The sequence below is a fragment of the Halorubrum sp. ARQ200 genome, from assembly GCF_005435115.1.
Taxonomy (GTDB): Archaea; Halobacteriota; Halobacteria; order Halobacteriales; family Haloferacaceae; genus Halorubrum; species Halorubrum tropicale.
In genome coordinates this window covers 299,160-315,119 of the sequence record NZ_SGTZ01000001.1, presented here as the reverse complement: position 1 = coordinate 315,119, position 15,960 = coordinate 299,160, and the positions used below count along the sequence as shown (strand labels likewise).

18 protein-coding genes are annotated in these 15,960 nt (G+C 71.2%); 9 read left to right on the top strand and 9 right to left on the bottom strand.

Annotated elements, in window-relative coordinates:
* Positions 1-37: 37 nt before the first annotated feature.
* Together EXE50_RS01685 and EXE50_RS01680 are read right to left on the bottom strand one after the other, a co-directional pair.
* On the bottom strand, positions 38-634 hold the full coding sequence (locus EXE50_RS01685; protein ID WP_053772112.1) for a DUF6149 family protein: 597 nt from the start codon (positions 632-634) through the stop codon (positions 38-40).
* Positions 635-726: 92 nt separating this feature from the next.
* On the bottom strand, positions 727-1,950 hold the full coding sequence (locus EXE50_RS01680; RefSeq protein ID WP_137704178.1) for a PQQ-binding-like beta-propeller repeat protein: 1,224 nt from the start codon (positions 1,948-1,950) through the stop codon (positions 727-729).
* A gap of 106 nt (positions 1,951-2,056) precedes the next feature.
* Here EXE50_RS01680 and EXE50_RS01675 point away from each other — a divergent pair, with 106 nt between their 5' ends.
* The 5 genes from EXE50_RS01675 (at position 2,057) to EXE50_RS01655 (ending at position 5,659) form a co-directional block, all read left to right on the top strand.
* Positions 2,057-2,632, top strand: coding sequence for a DUF1684 domain-containing protein (locus EXE50_RS01675; RefSeq protein WP_053772114.1), 576 nt, complete (start codon positions 2,057-2,059; stop codon positions 2,630-2,632).
* A gap of 202 nt (positions 2,633-2,834) precedes the next feature.
* The gene (locus EXE50_RS01670) at positions 2,835-4,073 is read left to right on the top strand and encodes an NAD(P)/FAD-dependent oxidoreductase (RefSeq protein ID WP_137704177.1); all 1,239 of its coding nucleotides are present in this window, start codon (positions 2,835-2,837) and stop codon (positions 4,071-4,073) included.
* A gap of 126 nt (positions 4,074-4,199) precedes the next feature.
* On the top strand, positions 4,200-4,415 hold the full coding sequence (locus EXE50_RS01665; RefSeq protein WP_233559299.1) for a hypothetical protein: 216 nt from the start codon (positions 4,200-4,202) through the stop codon (positions 4,413-4,415).
* Between the two features lie 79 nt (positions 4,416-4,494).
* The gene (locus EXE50_RS01660; protein ID WP_137704176.1) at positions 4,495-4,911 is read left to right on the top strand and encodes a hypothetical protein; all 417 of its coding nucleotides are present in this window, start codon (positions 4,495-4,497) and stop codon (positions 4,909-4,911) included.
* Between the two features lie 43 nt (positions 4,912-4,954).
* Positions 4,955-5,659, top strand: a complete 705-nt coding sequence (locus EXE50_RS01655) for a molybdenum cofactor biosynthesis protein B (RefSeq protein WP_137704175.1) — start codon at positions 4,955-4,957, stop codon at positions 5,657-5,659.
* A 12-nt stretch (positions 5,660-5,671) separates the two neighbouring features.
* On the opposite strand, the gene trpG is transcribed toward EXE50_RS01655, so the two are convergent.
* From trpG to EXE50_RS01625, 6 genes are all read right to left on the bottom strand, one after another.
* On the bottom strand, positions 5,672-6,265 hold the full coding sequence (gene trpG / locus EXE50_RS01650) for an anthranilate synthase component II (protein WP_137704174.1): 594 nt from the start codon (positions 6,263-6,265) through the stop codon (positions 5,672-5,674).
* Entirely contained in the window at positions 6,262-7,938 is a 1,677-nt protein-coding gene (trpE, locus tag EXE50_RS01645) for an anthranilate synthase component I (RefSeq protein ID WP_137704173.1), read from the bottom strand. Before trpE ends, trpG begins: the two co-directional genes overlap by 4 nt.
* A complete protein-coding gene (locus EXE50_RS01640) occupies positions 7,935-8,579 on the bottom strand; it encodes a phosphoribosylanthranilate isomerase (protein WP_137704172.1) in 645 nt (214 codons plus the stop codon). Before EXE50_RS01640 ends, trpE begins: the two co-directional genes overlap by 4 nt.
* Positions 8,579-9,628: an anthranilate phosphoribosyltransferase gene (trpD, locus tag EXE50_RS01635; protein ID WP_137704171.1), complete on the bottom strand. Its 1,050-nt coding sequence runs from the start codon at positions 9,626-9,628 to the stop codon at positions 8,579-8,581. The genes EXE50_RS01640 and trpD overlap by 1 nt, the downstream gene beginning before the upstream one ends.
* 159 nt (positions 9,629-9,787) lie before the next feature.
* Positions 9,788-10,489, bottom strand: a complete 702-nt coding sequence (locus tag EXE50_RS01630; protein ID WP_137704170.1) for a universal stress protein — start codon at positions 10,487-10,489, stop codon at positions 9,788-9,790.
* Between the two features lie 114 nt (positions 10,490-10,603).
* Positions 10,604-11,887, bottom strand: a complete 1,284-nt coding sequence (locus tag EXE50_RS01625) for a tRNA pseudouridine(54/55) synthase Pus10 (protein WP_053772123.1) — start codon at positions 11,885-11,887, stop codon at positions 10,604-10,606.
* Between the two features lie 130 nt (positions 11,888-12,017).
* Here EXE50_RS01625 and nth point away from each other — a divergent pair, with 130 nt between their 5' ends.
* Positions 12,018-12,701 carry an endonuclease III gene (nth, locus tag EXE50_RS01620; RefSeq protein ID WP_137704169.1) on the top strand — a complete coding sequence of 228 codons (684 nt, stop codon included), beginning with the start codon at positions 12,018-12,020 and terminating at the stop codon, positions 12,699-12,701.
* 154 nt (positions 12,702-12,855) lie between these two features.
* Entirely contained in the window at positions 12,856-13,410 is a 555-nt protein-coding gene (locus EXE50_RS01615; protein WP_137704168.1) for a DoxX family protein, read from the top strand.
* 175 nt (positions 13,411-13,585) lie between these two features.
* On the opposite strand, the gene EXE50_RS17100 is transcribed toward EXE50_RS01615, so the two are convergent.
* Positions 13,586-13,723, bottom strand: a complete 138-nt coding sequence (locus EXE50_RS17100; RefSeq protein WP_158293647.1) for a hypothetical protein — start codon at positions 13,721-13,723, stop codon at positions 13,586-13,588.
* A 443-nt stretch (positions 13,724-14,166) separates the two neighbouring features.
* Between EXE50_RS17100 and EXE50_RS01610 the strand changes: the two genes are divergently transcribed.
* Together EXE50_RS01610 and EXE50_RS01605 are read left to right on the top strand one after the other, a co-directional pair.
* Positions 14,167-15,246, top strand: coding sequence for a glutamate--cysteine ligase (locus tag EXE50_RS01610; RefSeq protein ID WP_137704167.1), 1,080 nt, complete (start codon positions 14,167-14,169; stop codon positions 15,244-15,246).
* A 114-nt stretch (positions 15,247-15,360) separates the two neighbouring features.
* Entirely contained in the window at positions 15,361-15,930 is a 570-nt protein-coding gene (locus EXE50_RS01605) for a winged helix-turn-helix domain-containing protein (RefSeq protein WP_053772128.1), read from the top strand.
* Positions 15,931-15,960 lie beyond the last annotated feature (30 nt).

Genomic DNA, 15,960 nt, shown 5'->3' with positions numbered 1-15,960 from the left:
CGGCGGCGGAGCCGAGGGTCGGTCGACCCGACGGCGCTCAGGCGCTGGCCTCGTCCTCGTCGAGCCCGGGCGCGGCCGCGGCGTCGACCTCGTCCGGCTCCTCCGTGTCGCCGCCGACGACCGTCTCGCCGTCGTCGGTCTCGACGTACACGTCGTCCGCGAAGCCGGCCAGGGCGTTCTCGTACTCCGGCGAGGCGAGCTTCTCCGGGGTCTCCGGCGCGTCGACGATTCCATCCGGGGGGCGGAAGTCGCCGAGCGGGTCGTCGATCGTGATCCCGTAGTCGGTGAAGAAGGACTCGTACCGGCGGTAGTGGGCCTCCAGCTCGTCGCCGGGGATCTCCATCATCTCCGTCCAGCCGTGGTTGAAGAAGTCGAAGTTCGCCTGGACGTGAGTGATCTCCCGAGCCTCGGCCTCCGGGAAGTCGGCCTCCAACGCGGCGACGTAGGTGTCCATCGTCGCGTCGAAGAAGCTGTCGAGGTGGTCGCGGCGCTCCTCCCGGCGGTCCTCGTCGGCCTTGTTGAGGAAGATGCTCGTGTGGAGGTCGACGAGCTTGTCGTTGGCGACGTCGCCGACGACCGGCGTGGTCAACGCCTTCTTGGCGGCCCAGTGGCGGATGTTCTGCCGGATTTTCATACGCGTCGTTGGGTCGGGACGCTCTTGAATGTGTGGCGTCGAACCGGTTCGGAGCGCCGGCGATAACCACCCCCGGAGAACCCGCTTCCGGCTCAGGCCTCGCCGAGGGCGTACACGTCGCCAGCGTGCGTCGCCGCGACGACGACACTGCCGACGACGGTCGGCGGCGCCCGAACGCCCTGGAGAAAGGCGTCAGTGGGGGACCGCCTGCGAGTGCGGAACGACCACAGTTCTGTCCCGTCGTCGACCGCGATCGCGCGGACGGTCCGACCGTCGCCGAGGTACGCGGTTCCGCCCGCAACCATCGGTGCGGTCGCGCCGGCGACCCCCTCGTCGCTCCACAGCCGCTCGCCGTCGTTGCCGACGGCGACGAGACCGAGTTCGGTCGGAACGACCGCTCGGTCGTCCGCGACAGCGGCCGACCGGCGGACCGGACCGGGGAGGTCGACGGTCCACGCCGCCGAGCCGTCGCTGAGGTCGAGCGCGTACAGCGTTCCGGCCCGCGTACCGACCAGGACGCGACCGTCGGTGACGGTCGGCGTCGCGGTCGCGTCGCCGTCGACGTCGGCCGTCCACAGCTCCTCGCCCGAGGTGGCGTCGTAGGCGACGACGCGGGGGCCGCCCGCCCCGTAGACGACGGTTCCGTCGGCGACGGCGGGCGCGGAGGCGTACTCGCCGAGGTCGTTGCGCCACCGTTCGGTCCCGTCGTGGTCGAACGCCGCGACGGTCTGCGTCTCGTAGCCGCCTCCCACGAACACCCCCTCGTCGGTCACCGCCGGTGCCGTCGTCACGTCCGTGTCGGTCAGCCGCCGCCACATCACCTCGCCGCTCTCCGCGTCGACGGCCGCCAGTCCGCGGTCGGTCTCGTCCCCACCGTTCCAGACCGTCACGTATGCGATGCCGTCGCGAACCGCCGGCGTCGACGACCCGTCGTGACCGACCTCCGTCGACCACCGTACCTCGCCGGTCGCGAGGTCAAGACGAAACAAGGCCCCCGAGAAAGAGACGTACACCCGATCGCCCACGACGACCGGCTGTGAATGATCGTACCGGTACGGCGTCCGCCGCCAGAACACGTCGACATCGTCTGTCGGTCCCGCCTCCTCACGGCATCCCGCGTGCGTCGGTCCCCACTGGAACTGCGAGCGGGACCCGTCCTCAACGCCCTCCGTCTCGACCTCCCGGTTCAGTTCGGGATCCGGTCGGTCTCGGGCCGCCTGTTCGTCGTCCCCGCCGATACGTACGTTGCCGAGGCAACCAGCGACTCCGACGAATCCACCGACCGCCAAGGTGGAGAGGGCAGTTCGTCTGTTCACGGCTCAACGTCCCCGAGAACGCTATAAGTGCCTTCTGTCGTCGGCGCGGTCGAGAGTTCCGCGGTCGGAATTGTTATTGTGCGCGCGGCGCAATACTAAGGTAATCATGGACGCCGAGACCGCGGACGACTGGGCGGCGCAGGTGGAGGCGCAGCGGGAGGCGAAAATCGAGCGGTTCCGCGAGTCGGCGCGGTCGCCGCTGCCGGTCTCGATGCGGGGCGACGGCTTCCCCGGACTGGCGTACTACGATCCGGACCCGGCGTACCGGTTCGTCCTGCCGCTTCACGAGCACGACGAGAAGGAGACGGTGACCGTCGAGACGACCGCCGAGGGCGAACAGACGTACAGCCGGTGGGGGGAGTTCCGCTTCGAGGTCGACGGCGAGGCAGCGACGCTCCAGGCGTATCGGCCGGCAGACGGCGCGGACCGGTTCTGGGTACCGTTCCGCGACGCGACGAGCGGCGACGAGACGTACGGCGCGGGCCGGTACCTCGACTTGGATCCCGACCGCGACCGCGTCGACGGCGAGTGGGTCGTGGACTTCAACCTCGCGTACAACCCCACGTGCGCGTACAACCACGCCTACGAGTGTCCGCTCGTCCCGACGGAGAACTGGCTCGACGTCGCCGTCGAGGCCGGCGAAAAGGACTTCCCCGCGGAGCCGGCCGGAGCCGACCACTGACCGGGGGCGAGGGCCGGTGGTCGTCGGTCGGAGCCGCCGATCGGCACGGCGGGGCGCAGGACGACGACCCCGAGCGCCGGCCGGCGTGAGAGTTTCCGACGGAACGCGTCACTTCGGCCGTTTTCTCCGGCCGTGCGTGTCCGTCGCACGCCCCCGGACGCGGATGACAACCCACATTAACCATGAATCCGAACGGCCGGACATGAGCGATTCGTACGTGATCATCGGTGACGGTATCGCGGGCGCGTCCGCGGCCGAGACGCTCCGCGAGGAAGCGCCCGACGCCGAGATCACGGTTCTCACGGACGAGGGTGAGTCCCTCTACAACCGGATTCTGATCAAGGAGTACGCGAAGGGGAAGCTCCCCGAGGCCCCGATCTCGATCCACCAGGAGGACTGGTACGACGAGCACGACGTCGACCTCCGGCTGAACACGGTCGTCGTCGACATCGACGTGGACGAGGACGCGGTCCGCACCCACGAGGGCGAGACGTTTGAGTACGACTCCCTCCTGCTCGCCATCGGCGGCACGCCCCAGCAGCTCCCGGTCGAGAACGCCGACGCCGACGGTATCCACCACTTCTGGACGTTCCAGGACGCCCGCAACATCAAAGAGAGCGTGGAGGGCGCCGAGAAGGGCGTCATCGTCGGCGCCGGGCTGCTCGGCATCGACTTCGCGGCCATCTGCGGCGCGCAGGGCGTCGAGGCGAAGTACCTCATGCGCGGCGACTGCTGGTGGCGCTACGCGCTCTCCGAGGAGGGCGCGGAGATCATGCACGAAGCGATGCGCGAGCGCGGCGTCGATCCGGTCTTCGACTCCGGCGTCGACCGCTTCGAGGTCGACGACGAGGGCCACGTCGAGGCCGCGGTCGACCCGAACGGCGAGCGCTACGAGTGCGACTTCGCCGGCGTCGCCATCGGCCTGAACTTCAACACCGAACTCGTCGAGGACACGCCGCTGGAACTCGACGACGGCATCGTCGTCGACGAGTTCATGCGCACCAACGTCGACAACGTGTTCGCCGCGGGCGACATCACCACGTTCAACGACCTCATCCTCGGCGAGCACGCGAAGAACGGCTCGTGGGGCTCCGCGAAGGAGCAGGGCACCATCGCTGCCCGCAACATGGTCGACTACGGCAGCGACGAGTTCCGGTGGGTCTCCTCGTACTCGATCACCCACTTCGACTTCCCGTTCCTCTCGTTCGGGCACCCGACGCTCGGCGACGACTCGGTCGAGGCGACCACGGGCGAAAACGAGTGGCGCCGCGTCGCGCTGAAGGACGGAAAGGTCGTCGGCGGCGTGCTCATCGGCGACCTCTCGCCGCAGTCTGCGTTCAAAGAGCTGATGCGCGAGGGCCGCGACGTGAGCGGACAGACGGACCTCCTCATGGAGCCCGGGTTCTCCGTCGACGACCTCGCGGCGACGACCGAGCAGTAGCTCCGGACAGCGGCCACCCTTCGTCCGTTCGCTTCTCGGCAATCGAGCCGCGGGTGTCGCCCTCGTGGCGACCGGCGTCACGTCCGCCGCGAAACGCTTATGATTAATCGTGCCATACGGTAACACATGTCGCTCAGAGACACCGGGCGACGGCTGCGGCTCCGCCGCACCGGCCGCGTCCCGTCGGACGCGCGCGTCCGCCACTACGACGAACTGGACGACGACGAGCAGGGCGTCGTGCGGGAGCTGGCGGGCGAGCCGTGGACGGCGCCCGAGACAGGCGACCTCGACGACGGCGACGTGGTGAAGTTCACCGATTACTACCTGGTCCGGTCGCGGTGACGGCGGCCGCCCACCCCGGGCGACCGGCGGGCTACGCGGAAGCGAAGTTGTTTTCGCCGGCGGGCGGTAAGCGGGGCGCATGGACAGCGGCGGATCTACAGACATGACGCTGGCGTTCGAGTTGGAGGCGCTGAAAGCGCTCGCGGACCCCAACGCGGTGTTCAACAACGCCCGGCAGTGGACGGAGTACGTCGGGGTCGTCAGCGAGAAGCCCACCTACGTCGTCACGAACTTCACGCGGAAACACCGCGTGCGACAGGACTTCTTCTCCGGCCCGCGCGGCGTCGAGGAGAGCTTAGAGAACATCGGCGGGCAGTTCGATACGGACCGGCACGTCTTCGTCGGCGTCGACGACGAGGACGAGGCCGTCGCCGAGGCGACCGGCTGGGAGTTCCTCCAGGTCGAGGACGCCGCCGAGGCCGCGGGGTGGACGCTCGCGACGGGCGATCCGGACGACGACGCGCCCGAGGAGCAGGCGCGCGACGACTGGCCCTGAAGAGACCGGGAGGTGTTTTGACGCGGGCGCCGAAGGCGGACGTATGACCGACCACGGCGACGATAGCCACGACGGCGACCGTTCTGGAGACGGCTATGATGGCCACGGTCACGACCACGGCCACGATGACCACGATCACGACCATGGTGACCACGACCATCACCACCACGACGCGGACTCCGTCGCGGCCGCGGTCGTCACGGTCTCCTCGTCGCGGGGCGCGGACGAGGATCCGGCCGGCGACTACGTCGCGGCGGCGTTCGAGGAGGCAGGCCACGAGGTGTCGGTCCGCGAACTGATCCCGGACGACTACGACAGCGTCCAGGGCACCGTCGACCGACTCGCTCGCCGGAGGGACACCGACGTGGTGGTGACGACCGGCGGGACGGGCGTCACGCCCGACGACGTGACGCCGGAGGCGGTCCGCGGCCTGTTCGCGAAGCGGCTCCCCGGGTTCGGCGAGCTGTTCCGCCGGCTCTCCTACGAGGAGGTCGGCACGCGGACCATCGGCTCGCGCGCCGTCGCCGGCGTCGTCTCCGACACGCCGGTGTTCTGTCTCCCGGGCTCGGAGAACGCGGTCCGGCTCGGCGTCGACGAGGTCGTCCTCCCCGAGGTCGGCCACCTCGTCGGGCTCGCCGGCCGCGGGCTCGACGACGACGGCGAACCGGCCGAGGACGAGAACGGAGAGGGAGGGCCGGGCGACGACGGCGACGGCAACGAAGGCGGCGAAGAAGGCGGGGACGCCTGACTCAGGGGGCGCTCAGACGGCGGTGAGGAAGTTCCGGATGAGGTCGTGGCCCGATCCGGTCAACACGCTCTCCGGGTGGAACTGGACCGCCTCGATCGGGTGCTCGCGGTGGCGGATCCCCATCACGATCGACTCGCCGCCGTGGTCCGTGGTGGCCGTGACGTCGAACGCCTCGGGGACCTCGGTCGCCGCCAGCGAGTGGTAGCGGCCGGCGCGGAACCCCTGGTCGAGCCCGCGGAACACGCCCTCCCCGTCGTGGTCGACGGGGAACGCCTTGCCGTGGACGGGCTCGGGGGCGTGCCCGACGGTCCCGCCGTACTCGTAGACCGCGGCCTCTAAGCCGAGACAGACGCCGAGCGTCGGCACCGACGGCGACAGGTCGCGGAGCACGGACATCGTCACGCCCACGTCGCGGTCGTTCTTCGGGTGCCCGGGCCCCGGGCTGATGATCACGGCGTCGGGATCGGCGGATTCGATCTCGTCGAGCGACGCCGTGTTCTTGAACACGTCGACCGCGACCGGCCCCCCGCCGACCGTCTGGTCGGAGACGTACTCGACGAGGTTGTAGGTGAACGAGTCGAAGTTGTCGACGACGGCGACCTTCATCGCTCCGCCTCCGTGCCGGTGGCGAGCGCCCCGTCGTCGTCCTCGGCGGGCGCCGCCGAGTCGGCGTCGCCGTCCCGCGCTTCGCCCTCGCGGATGCGGTCGATCGCGGTCAACACGCCGTCCATCTTCTGTTCGGTCTCCTCGTACTCGGCCGCGGGGTCGGAGTCGGCGACGAGGCCAGCGCCGGCGCGCACGCCGACGACCGACTCGTCGCCCGACTCGTCGAGCGTCGCGGTCCGGATGACGATCGCGAAGTCGGCGTCGCCGGTCCACGAGTAGTAGCCGACGCCGCCGCCGTACGCCTCCCGCGGGGTCGTCTCCAGGTCGTCGATGATCTCCATCGCGCGCACCTTCGGCGCGCCGGTGAGCGTCCCGGCCGGGAACGTCGCGCGCGTCGCGTCGAACGCGTCGGCGTCGGCCGCGAGCGTCCCCGTCACGGTCGACTCGATGTGCTGGACGTGGCTGTACTTCAGCACGTTCATGAACTCCTCGACGCGGACGGAGCCCGGCTCGGAAACGCGCCGCACGTCGTTACGCGCGAGGTCGACGAGCATCGTGTGCTCGGCGCGCTCCTTCCCGTCCGCGAGCATCTCGCCCGCGAGCCGGCGGTCCTCGACCGGGCTGGTCCCGCGCGGGCAGGTGCCGGCGATGGGGTTCGAGACGACGCGGTCGCCCTGGACCGACACGAGCGTCTCGGGGCTCGCGCCGACGACGGTCCGGTCGTCGTGCCGGAGCACGTACATGTACGGCGAGGGGTTCACGTCCCGGAGCGCCGCGTACAGCCCGAGCGAGTCGACCTCGCCGCGAAGCTCGCGGCTCCGCGAGATCACGCCCTGGTAGATGTCGCCGTCGAGGACGTGGCGCTTGGCGGTCCGAACCGCCTCCTCGTACTCCTCGCGCGGGTCCGCCGACTCCTCGCGCACGCGGACCCCGTCCGGGTCGGGCGGCGCGGCCTCGCGCAGTTCGGCCGCGACCCGCTCGGCCTCGTCGACCAGGTCGTCGTAGACGGCGGCGGGGTCGTCGTCGACGCCGATCACCGGCGTGAACACCAGCTCGGCGCCGCCCTCCCGCTCGTCGAAGACCACAGTCCGCGTCGTGAGCGCGAACTCGGCGTCGGGGAACTCCGTCTCGGGGCGCTCGACGCCGACCTCCTCCAACCAGAGGTCGTACACCGCCTCGTACGCGAGGAACCCGACGAAGCCGCCCGAGAGGATCTGCCGGTCGGTGTCCGGGAAGCCGCGCAGGCTCGCGTCCGGGAACGCCGCGCGGACGCGGTCGACCGCGTCGCCCGCGGCGGGCCCGAGGTCGCCGTCGGTCGCGTCCCCGTCCGCGCCGACGAAGTCGGCGGCCGGCCCCAGCTCGGTCACCTCGGTGCGGTCCGGGTGGACCGAGACGATCGCCTCCGGGTCGTAACCGACGAACGAGTACCGGGCGTGACGGTCCGCCTTGCCGTCCGCGGTAAACGCGCCGTCCGGGTCGCTGGAGGCGACCTTCTCCCCGGACTCTAAGAGGAAGCCGTACGGCCCCTCGCCGACGAGGGTCGCGTACGCGCCCACCGGGGTCACGTCCGCGTCGAGCGCGGCCGACGCGCGGACCACGACCGGCCGCTGGGCGTCGGCCGCGAGGTCGACGAACTCGGCTTTCGTCCGGTCAAGCGGGGGCGCGTCGCTCATGCCAGCTCCATCTCCCGGCCCGCGTTCGCGACGAAGCGGGCGACCGCGTTGTGGTCCTTCCGTCCGCCCTCGATCTCGACGCCCGAGGCGACGTCGACCGCGAAGGGGTCGGCGACGCGGACCGCCTCGGCGACGTTGTCGGCCGTGAGCCCGCCCGCCAGCACGACCGGGGTCGTGAGCCGGGCGGCGAGGTCGCCGGTCGCGCGCCAGTCGTGCGTCTCGCCGGTGCCGCCCGCGCCCGAGTCGTCGGTGGAGTCGACGACCAGCGCGTCGACCGCGCCGTCCAGCTCCTCAGCGCGGGCCGGCTCGTCGGCGTCGACCGTGAGCAGCACCTTCCGTTCCGTCTCCGCGCGGACGTACCGCAGCTCGTCGAACGTCCACTCGCCGTGGAGCTGGATCGCGTCGGGGGCGACCGTCCGGGCGAGCTCGACCGCGCGCTCGGCGGAGTCGGGCATCGTCACGAGCGTCGCGGTGACGAACGGGGGCACGGCGGCGAGCAGCTCGGCCGCCGTCGCCGGGTCGACCTCGCGCGGCGAGTCGACCGGCACCTCCGTGATCACGCCGACCGCGTCGGCGCCCGCGTCGACCGCGGCGCGGAGGTCGGCCTCGTCGGTCAGCCCGCAGATCTTCACCCGGGTCATCAGTCGTCGTCCTCCGCGGTCGCCCCGAGCCCGCCGTCGGCCGGCTCGCCGTCGCCGCAGAGCGCCGCGAACTTCTCGGCGGCCGCGCCGGAGTCGATCGCCTCGGCCGCCCGCTCGACGCCCGCCGCGAGCGTGTCGGCCTCGCCGGCGACGTAGATCGCCGCGCCCGCGTTCGCCAGTATCAGGTCGCGCTTCGGGCTCGTGACGGAGCCGTCGACGATCCCGCGCAGGTCCGCCGCGTTCTCTTCGGGGCTTCCGCCCGCGACCGCGTCGATCGGGGCGCGGTCGAGCCCGAGGTCCTCCGGCGCGATGGTGAACTCGGTCACCGCCTCGCCGTCGACCTCGGCGGCGACGGTCTCGTCGTGGATCCCGATCTCGTCCATGCCGGCGCCGTGGACGACGAGGGCGCGCTCAACGGGCATGTGCGCGAGCGAGCGCGCGATGACGGGCACGAGGTCGGGATCGTAGACGCCGAGCACCTGCGCGTCGGCGCCGGCGGGGTTCGTGAGCGGCCCGAGGATGTTGAAGATCGTCCGCATGCCCAGCTCCTTGCGCGGGCCGATGACGGCCTTCATCGCCGGGTGGAAGACGGGCGCGAGCATGAAGCCGATCCCGTCCGCCTCGATCGCCGCCTCGACGGCGGGCGGCTCGGCCTCCACGTCGGCGCCCGCGACCTCCAGCACGTCCGCGCTTCCCGACGAGGAAGAGACGGAGTAGTTGCCGTGCTTCGCGATCGGCACCCCGGCCCCCGCGGCGACGATGGCGGCGGTCGTCGACACGTTGATCGTGTCGTAGTCGTCGCCGCCGGTGCCGCAGGTGTCGACGAGCGGGTCGCGGTCGGGCTCGATCGTGCGCGCCGCGTCGCGCATCCCCCGCGCGAAGCCGGCGATCTCGGCCTCCGTCTCGCCCTTCGTCCGGAGCGCGGCGAGCAGCGCCCCGATCTGGGCGTCCGTCGCCTCCTCGAAGACCAGCCGCGCGGCCTCGCGCGCCTCGGCTACGGTCAGATCCTCCCCGTCCGTCACGCGCTCGACCGTGTCGTTGAGATTCATTGTGTCCACCGATGTAATATTCCGCGTTGTGATGTACAAGTATGTACACTAATTTAACGCTGTCGCCGCGACGGGAAGCGGTACCGTGGTTCGAGAACGCGGAAGAACGCGGGGAGCGGCGGCCGAGAGCGGAGAAGCGACGGCGGCACGGGCCGGTCCCTACGCCGGGTCGAGCGCCCGCGACCCGTCGGCTTCGACGACGACGACGGGGACCTCCGCGTCGCCGATGACGGTGTCGGTCGTGGAGCCGAAGACGAAGCGGCCGACCGTCCCGGTGGTCGGCGCGCCGACGACGACGAGGTCGTAGTACGCGGACTGCTCGACGATGGCGCCCGCCGCGGTCCGGTCCTCGACGAGCCATCGGTCCGCGCGGTCGAACCCGCCGAGCCTGTCCTCGGCAGCGTCGAGGAGCCGCTCGCCGGCCGCGGCGTAGTCGGTGTCGTCCGCGTCGCCTGCGTCGACGACCGTTCCGGAGGCGTCCTCGTCCGGGCCGGCGTCGGCCAGCGCCGCGTCCGAGGGGACGACGTGGAACAGTTCGAGCCAGGCGTCGGTCGCGGCGGCAATCTCCCGCGCCACGTCGACGGTCGCGCCCGAGTGCGGGCCGGGGCCGACGGCGACGAGGACCGAGGAGACCCGGTCGGGGCGGTCCGCGCGGTCGGCGCCGTTCAGCGACACGGCGGCGGCGGCCGGGACCCCGCCGGCCTCGTCGACCGCGGGTCGGATGACGGGGTCGCCGACCGCGGGCTCGCCCGCGTGGCCGGCGCCCCCGGTTCCGGCCGAACCGCCCGACCCGCCGCGGGCCCCGCCGTTTCGCGTCCCGCCCTCGCGGGCGTTTCCGCCGTCGGCGTCGCTCCCGTTCATGTGCGAACGTCTGACGCTCGTCAGATAAATCCCGTTGGTTCCGAGACCGTTACGGTCCGAGGCGGTGCGCTGCGGGGCCGGACCCGGGACGAGGAGACCCTGGATGCGGGCGCGCTACTCCCGGAAGAACGCCTCGTCCTCGAACGGCTCGTCTTCACCCTCCACCGCGAGCACGTCGAGCGCCGTCACCTCGGCCCCGACGCCGAGCAGGCCGGCGAGGCTCGGCTCGGTGCGTCCCTCGTCGCCGGAGATCAGCTCCTTGATGTAGAGCCCGCCCTCGCCGCCGATCTCGACGGTCGCGCGCCGCGGGCCGCCGAGTTCGGCGGTCGCCTCGTACACGTCGCGCTCGCGGGTGATGCTCGCGCGGCGGTGGTCGACGCGGTTCGGCGTGTACTGCTCGACGGTCGCTCCCTCCAGCTCCGCGACCGCGTCGGCGAGCGCGTCGGCGTCGACGTCGGCGTCGAACGCCACCTGCGCGCGGTACCGCTTCCCGGCGTCGTGCTCCTTCACGCGCTCGACCATCTCGTAGGTCGCGAGCCGGAGGCCCTCGACCTCGACCGCGCCGTCGGCGAACGCGTTGATGTCCGACTGGAGGCGGTCGGTGTCGACCCGGCGCCGGCGCGGCTCCTCAACCTCGATCACGAACGGGCGGCCGGTGCCGAGCATGAGGGCGTCGACGTCCTCGCGGCCCGCGCCGTGGAACGTCGCCTCGGTCCCGTCCATCACGTCCTCAACGATCGGCGCGGTGTACTCCTCGACGCTGTCGTCGTAGAGGTAGCCGGAGCCGCCGCAGTGGTCGCAGGGGTCGGCGCCCTGTCGCCCGGACCCCTTACACTCGCGGCAGGGCCACTCGGTCTGGGGGATGTCGCGCTCTAGCTTCCGGTACCGGCCGTAGACGAACGTGGAGTTCACCTTCGCGTCGATGGCGTCCTCGGCCAGGTCGATCGTGAACTGGACGTCCGGGCGGTCAAAGGAGACCTCGGCGCCCGTGGTCCGCCCGACCCGCTTGCCGACCTCGCGGTTGAACTCCGACTTGAACGGCTCGCCCGCGTCCTCGTCGAGGCCGGCGTCGGCGCGGAGCAGGGCCTCGTTCTCCTCGATCAGCGGCGGCGGGCGCGTGCCCACGTTGTACGTGTCGAACTCGATCCCCTCGACCGCCTCGGCGGCGCGGGCGGCCCAGTCGTCGAACTCCGCGCAGCGCCCCTCGCACACCCAGCAGTCCGCGGTGTCGACCGCCTCGTGGTCCTCGTCGTCGCGCAGCGCGAGCGACACCCGGAGCGCCGAGCCGCGGTCGGCGTTCGACAGCCCGAAGCTCCGGTCGGCGACGAGCCGGCCGAGACAGGCGTCGCACACGGGCCCCGTCTCGGTCGCGCGCGCCGCGACGTCGAGTACGTCCATACGCCAACCAGCGCGCCGGGTGGTAACTGTCTTACTACTCGGTCGAGACGGGGCGGCCGAGCGACGCCTCCCCCCGCGAACGGGGGGCGGAGTCGGATCGTTCAATGCCGCCCGGGCGGAGGGGATCGGTATGGGAACGCCACGCGATACGCGGGAGGAGCAGGTCGCGGAAGTCCTCGACCGGCTCTACGAGGAGTACCCGGACTCGACCATCTCGCTCAACTACTCGAACCGGCTGGAGCTGCTCATCGCCGTGATCCTCTCCGCCCAGTGTACCGACGAGCGCGTGAACTCGGTGTGCGCCGACCTGTTCGAGACGTACGAGACGCCCGAGGAGTACGCGAGCGCGCCCCAGGAGGAACTCGCGGAGGCGATAAACTCGATCACCTACTACAACAACAAGGCGAAGTACATCCGCTCGGCGTGCGCGGACATCGCCGAGGAGCACGGCGGCGAGGTGCCGGACACGATGTCGGAGCTGACCGATCTCGCGGGGGTGGGCCGCAAGACCGCCAACGTCGTCCTCCAACACGGCCACGACGTCGTCGAGGGCATCGTCGTCGATACCCACGTCCAGCGGCTCACGCGGCGGCTGGGGATCACCGAGGAGGAGCGTCCGGAAGCGATCGAACAGGACCTGCTCGACGTGGTCCCCGAGAGCGACTGGCAGCAGTTCACGCACCTCATGATCGACCACGGCCGCGCGACGTGTACCGCGATCAACCCCGACTGCGCCGACTGCGTGCTCGCCGACGTCTGTCCCTCGGAGAAGGGCGACGGCGACCTGGACCTCGCGAGCGGCGAGGCGTGGTGAGCGGGTCGGAGAGCGCCCGGGACCGATAACGTTCGGCACGGGTATTTAAACACCCCACCGATGCGGGGGACACCACGGATCCGTCTCGCCGCGAGGGAACGCGCTCGCCGATTTATACGGGAATTCGGCGTATCGGTAACCGAGGAGAGACACTATGTCCACCAAAACCACGAACGAGTTCGGCGGCGAGATCGGCGGCATCACCCTGTCGGGGAAGGCGCACTCGCTGTCGGCGCTGTTCATCGTCCTGCTCCGGGCGACCATCGGCGGGATGATCCTGTTCGCCGGCCTCGGGAAGGTCTCCGAGTGGCCGTTCGACGCCGCGGGGTACCTCGCGAACGTCGGCTCGGCCAGTCCGGTCAGCGGGCTGTACGCCGCGATGGCGTCGAGTCCGGCGCTCATGGAGGTCGTCAACGTGATCGTTCCGGTCACGCAGGTGCTCATCGGCGCGGCGCTCATCGCGGGCGCGTTCGTCCGCCTGGCCGCGCTCGGCGGCGCGATCCAGATGCTGCTGTTCTACCTCGGCGGGTGGAGCGGTGAGGCGATCGCGCTGTTCGACTCGACGCTGGTGTACGCGATGGTGTTCCTCACCGTCGCCGCGTTCGGCGCGGGTCGCGTCCTCGGACTGGACGCCTACATCGAGCGGATCGAGGTCGGGGGGCAGGCGCTCGTCGAGCGGTTCCCGAAGCTCCGCTACGTCCTCGGCTGAGCGGGACGGTGTCGAGCGCGGTGGGGGAACCGGGCGCGTGACGGCGCGCCGCCGACTCGTTTTCGATCGGGTCGGGGTGCTGTCGGGCCGCTTTTTCGACACCGGTTCGCAGGGAGCGGTACGGCCGGCCCTGCCGATGCCGCCACCGATCGACGAGGCTGGGGGAGACGCCGGATCACCCGTCGGCGACGGTGATCGGGAAGGATTCGCGGACGCTTCGCTCGGAGTCCGCGTCCGGGTAAACGGTTACTCCGTACTGATACTCGCCCGGCTCGGCGGACTCGCCGACGGCGATCGGGACCCTGACAGTCACGCTGGTACGTCCGGACCAGAACCACCGGCGGCGGATAGGAGTCCGCCCCCGAGTCCGGCGACGGGGTGACCTCCCGCTCCGAGGCGCTCAGCCCGAGGGTGATGCCGTCCGGCGGGGGGCGAAAAGAGAAGCCGCCCACGTCGGTGGCCTCGACCGTGACGGTCGCCTCGCCCCCGCGCGGGATCGTCGGCTCTTCGCCGTCGATCGTCGGGTCCCACTCGCCGTCGCGGTCGCCGGCACAGCCGGCCAGCGCGGCCGCGCCGGCGGAAAGGAGTCCGGCGACGAACCGGCGTCGGCTCATGTCTGTGAACGGCGCTCGACGCAGCAAGTGTCTTGTGGGGCGCGTCCGGACTGTGCGGCCGCTTCTGAGCGCGCGTCCGGACCGCCGCCGCGTCTTCCGTCTTCCAATCCTTATAAGAGCGCGCGACCGGTACGAGGCGGTAATGGAACTCGGTTCGCGGGACGCGTTCTCCCGGATGGGGACGCTCGGCATCGAGGAGGAGTTCTACATCGTCGATGCCGAGGGCCGCCCGACGTCCGGGACCGACGACCTCGTGTACGGTCGCGACCCGCCGGCTGCGGTGCCGGAGGGGTTCGACCACGAGCTGTTCGAGTGCACGATAGAGGCCCAGACCGAGACGATGGCGGACCCCGCGGACGCCGCGGACGCGCTCGCGACCGTCCGCGAGGCGCTCGTCGACCACGCCGCCGCCGACGGGTATCGGATCGCGGCCGCCGGCCTCCACCCGGCGGCGAAGTGGCGCGAGCTCGACCACGTGAAGAAGCCCCGGTACCAGGCCCAACTGGACCGCATTCAGTACCCGCAACACCGGAACACGACCGCGGGGCTCCACGTCCACGTCGGCGTCGACGACGCGGACAAGGCCGTCTGGGTCGCGAACCGCCTGCGGTGGCACTGTCCCGTGCTGCTCGCGCTGTCGGCGAACTCCCCGTTCTGGAACGGGTTCGACACCGGGCTGGCCTCGGCCCGCGCGAAGGTGTTCGAGAACCTCCCGAACACCGGCATCCCGTCGGCGTTCGACGACTTCGACGCGTTCCGGCGGTACGAGCGCCGGATGGTCGAGACCGACTCCATCGCGGACCGCGGCGAGCTGTGGTTCGACGTGCGCCCCCACACCGGCCACGGCACGGTCGAGGTGCGGGCGCCGGACGCCCAGCGCGACCCCGAGGTGACCCTCGCGCTCGCCGAGTACGTCCGGGCGCTGGTCGTCGACTACGCCGAGCGGTACGAGGACGGCGAGTCGCCCCCGTCGCTGCGCAGGGAACTGCTCGACGAGAACAAGTGGCGCGCCATCCGGCACGGACACGACGCCGCGTTCGTCGACCGCGACGGCGAGGGGACGACCCCGCTGGGCGAGGTGGTCGACGTCGAGTGCGACCGGCTCGGGATCGACGGCATCCGGGAGGTGTACGAGGCCGAGAGCGGCGCCGCGCGCCAGCGCCGGATCCGCGAGGAGTCGGGCGCCGACGCGCTGCGCGCGGACCTCGTCGTCGCCCCCTGACACCGTCCTCAACCCCTGACACCGAGGCCGAAAGCCCCGAGGCGCGTTCTCGGCGTTCCGTCGGAACGAAAGCGACGAGAAACCCTTTTGCCCGCGTAGCTCCCACTCTCTGTCATGACCGCGAACGATTCACCCTCTGAACCGGGAGACGACGCGGAGGAGTCTCCGACGGAGCGGACCCGGGAGGAGCTGCGGAAGACGAAAGAGCGCCTCGGCGAGGGCGCCGACAGGGCGGTGAAGGGGTTCGACGACAACGTGGTCGACCTGCTCGCGTGGCTGCTCGACACCGAGACGCGGGCGCGCATCTACGTCTACCTCCGCGACAACCCGCACAGCACGAGCGACGAGGTCGCCGACGGCACCGGCCTGTACCCGAGCACCGTCCGCGAGGCGCTCGCCGAGCTCCACGACGAGGGCACCGTCGAGCGCGACAAGCGGAAGGCCGAGGGCGCGGGCAACAACCCCTACGAGTACGAGGCCATCGCGCCGAGCGACCTCGTCCGCGGGGTCGTCGGCGACGTCCAGGCGGAGCTGAACGCCGTCTTCAACCTCGACCGGCGGCTCGGCGGCGAGTCGCCCGACGGCGACACCGAGCCCGTCCAGATATCCGTGGACGGCGACGGCGAGCCCGTCGGCGACGGCGAAGCGGACGCGGACGACGGCGGCGACGAGCCGTCGAACTGAGCCGCCGACGGCGGTTCGGGACCATTTAAG

Bases quoted from the DNA above. Each gene is read 5' to 3' on its own strand.
- EXE50_RS01610 (WP_137704167.1), top strand. From the start codon at position 14,167: ATGGAACTCGGTTCGCGGGACGCGTTCTCCCGGATGGGGACGCTCGGC.
- EXE50_RS01640 (WP_137704172.1), bottom strand. From the start codon at position 8,579: ATGACCCGGGTGAAGATCTGCGGGCTGACCGACGAGGCCGACCTCCGC.
- EXE50_RS01685 (WP_053772112.1), bottom strand. From the start codon at position 634: ATGAAAATCCGGCAGAACATCCGCCACTGGGCCGCCAAGAAGGCGTTG.
- EXE50_RS01615 (WP_137704168.1), top strand. From the start codon at position 12,856: ATGTCCACCAAAACCACGAACGAGTTCGGCGGCGAGATCGGCGGCATC.
- EXE50_RS01665 (WP_233559299.1), top strand. From the start codon at position 4,200: ATGTCGCTCAGAGACACCGGGCGACGGCTGCGGCTCCGCCGCACCGGC.
- trpD (WP_137704171.1), bottom strand. From the start codon at position 9,628: ATGAATCTCAACGACACGGTCGAGCGCGTGACGGACGGGGAGGATCTG.
- EXE50_RS01660 (WP_137704176.1), top strand. From the start codon at position 4,495: ATGGACAGCGGCGGATCTACAGACATGACGCTGGCGTTCGAGTTGGAG.
- trpG (WP_137704174.1), bottom strand. From the start codon at position 6,265: ATGAAGGTCGCCGTCGTCGACAACTTCGACTCGTTCACCTACAACCTC.
- EXE50_RS01625 (WP_053772123.1), bottom strand. From the start codon at position 11,887: ATGGACGTACTCGACGTCGCGGCGCGCGCGACCGAGACGGGGCCCGTG.
- EXE50_RS01675 (WP_053772114.1), top strand. From the start codon at position 2,057: ATGGACGCCGAGACCGCGGACGACTGGGCGGCGCAGGTGGAGGCGCAG.
- EXE50_RS01655 (WP_137704175.1), top strand. From the start codon at position 4,955: ATGACCGACCACGGCGACGATAGCCACGACGGCGACCGTTCTGGAGAC.
- EXE50_RS01670 (WP_137704177.1), top strand. From the start codon at position 2,835: ATGAGCGATTCGTACGTGATCATCGGTGACGGTATCGCGGGCGCGTCC.
- EXE50_RS01605 (WP_053772128.1), top strand. From the start codon at position 15,361: ATGACCGCGAACGATTCACCCTCTGAACCGGGAGACGACGCGGAGGAG.
- trpE (WP_137704173.1), bottom strand. From the start codon at position 7,938: ATGAGCGACGCGCCCCCGCTTGACCGGACGAAAGCCGAGTTCGTCGAC.
- nth (WP_137704169.1), top strand. From the start codon at position 12,018: ATGGGAACGCCACGCGATACGCGGGAGGAGCAGGTCGCGGAAGTCCTC.
- EXE50_RS01630 (WP_137704170.1), bottom strand. From the start codon at position 10,489: ATGAACGGGAGCGACGCCGACGGCGGAAACGCCCGCGAGGGCGGGACG.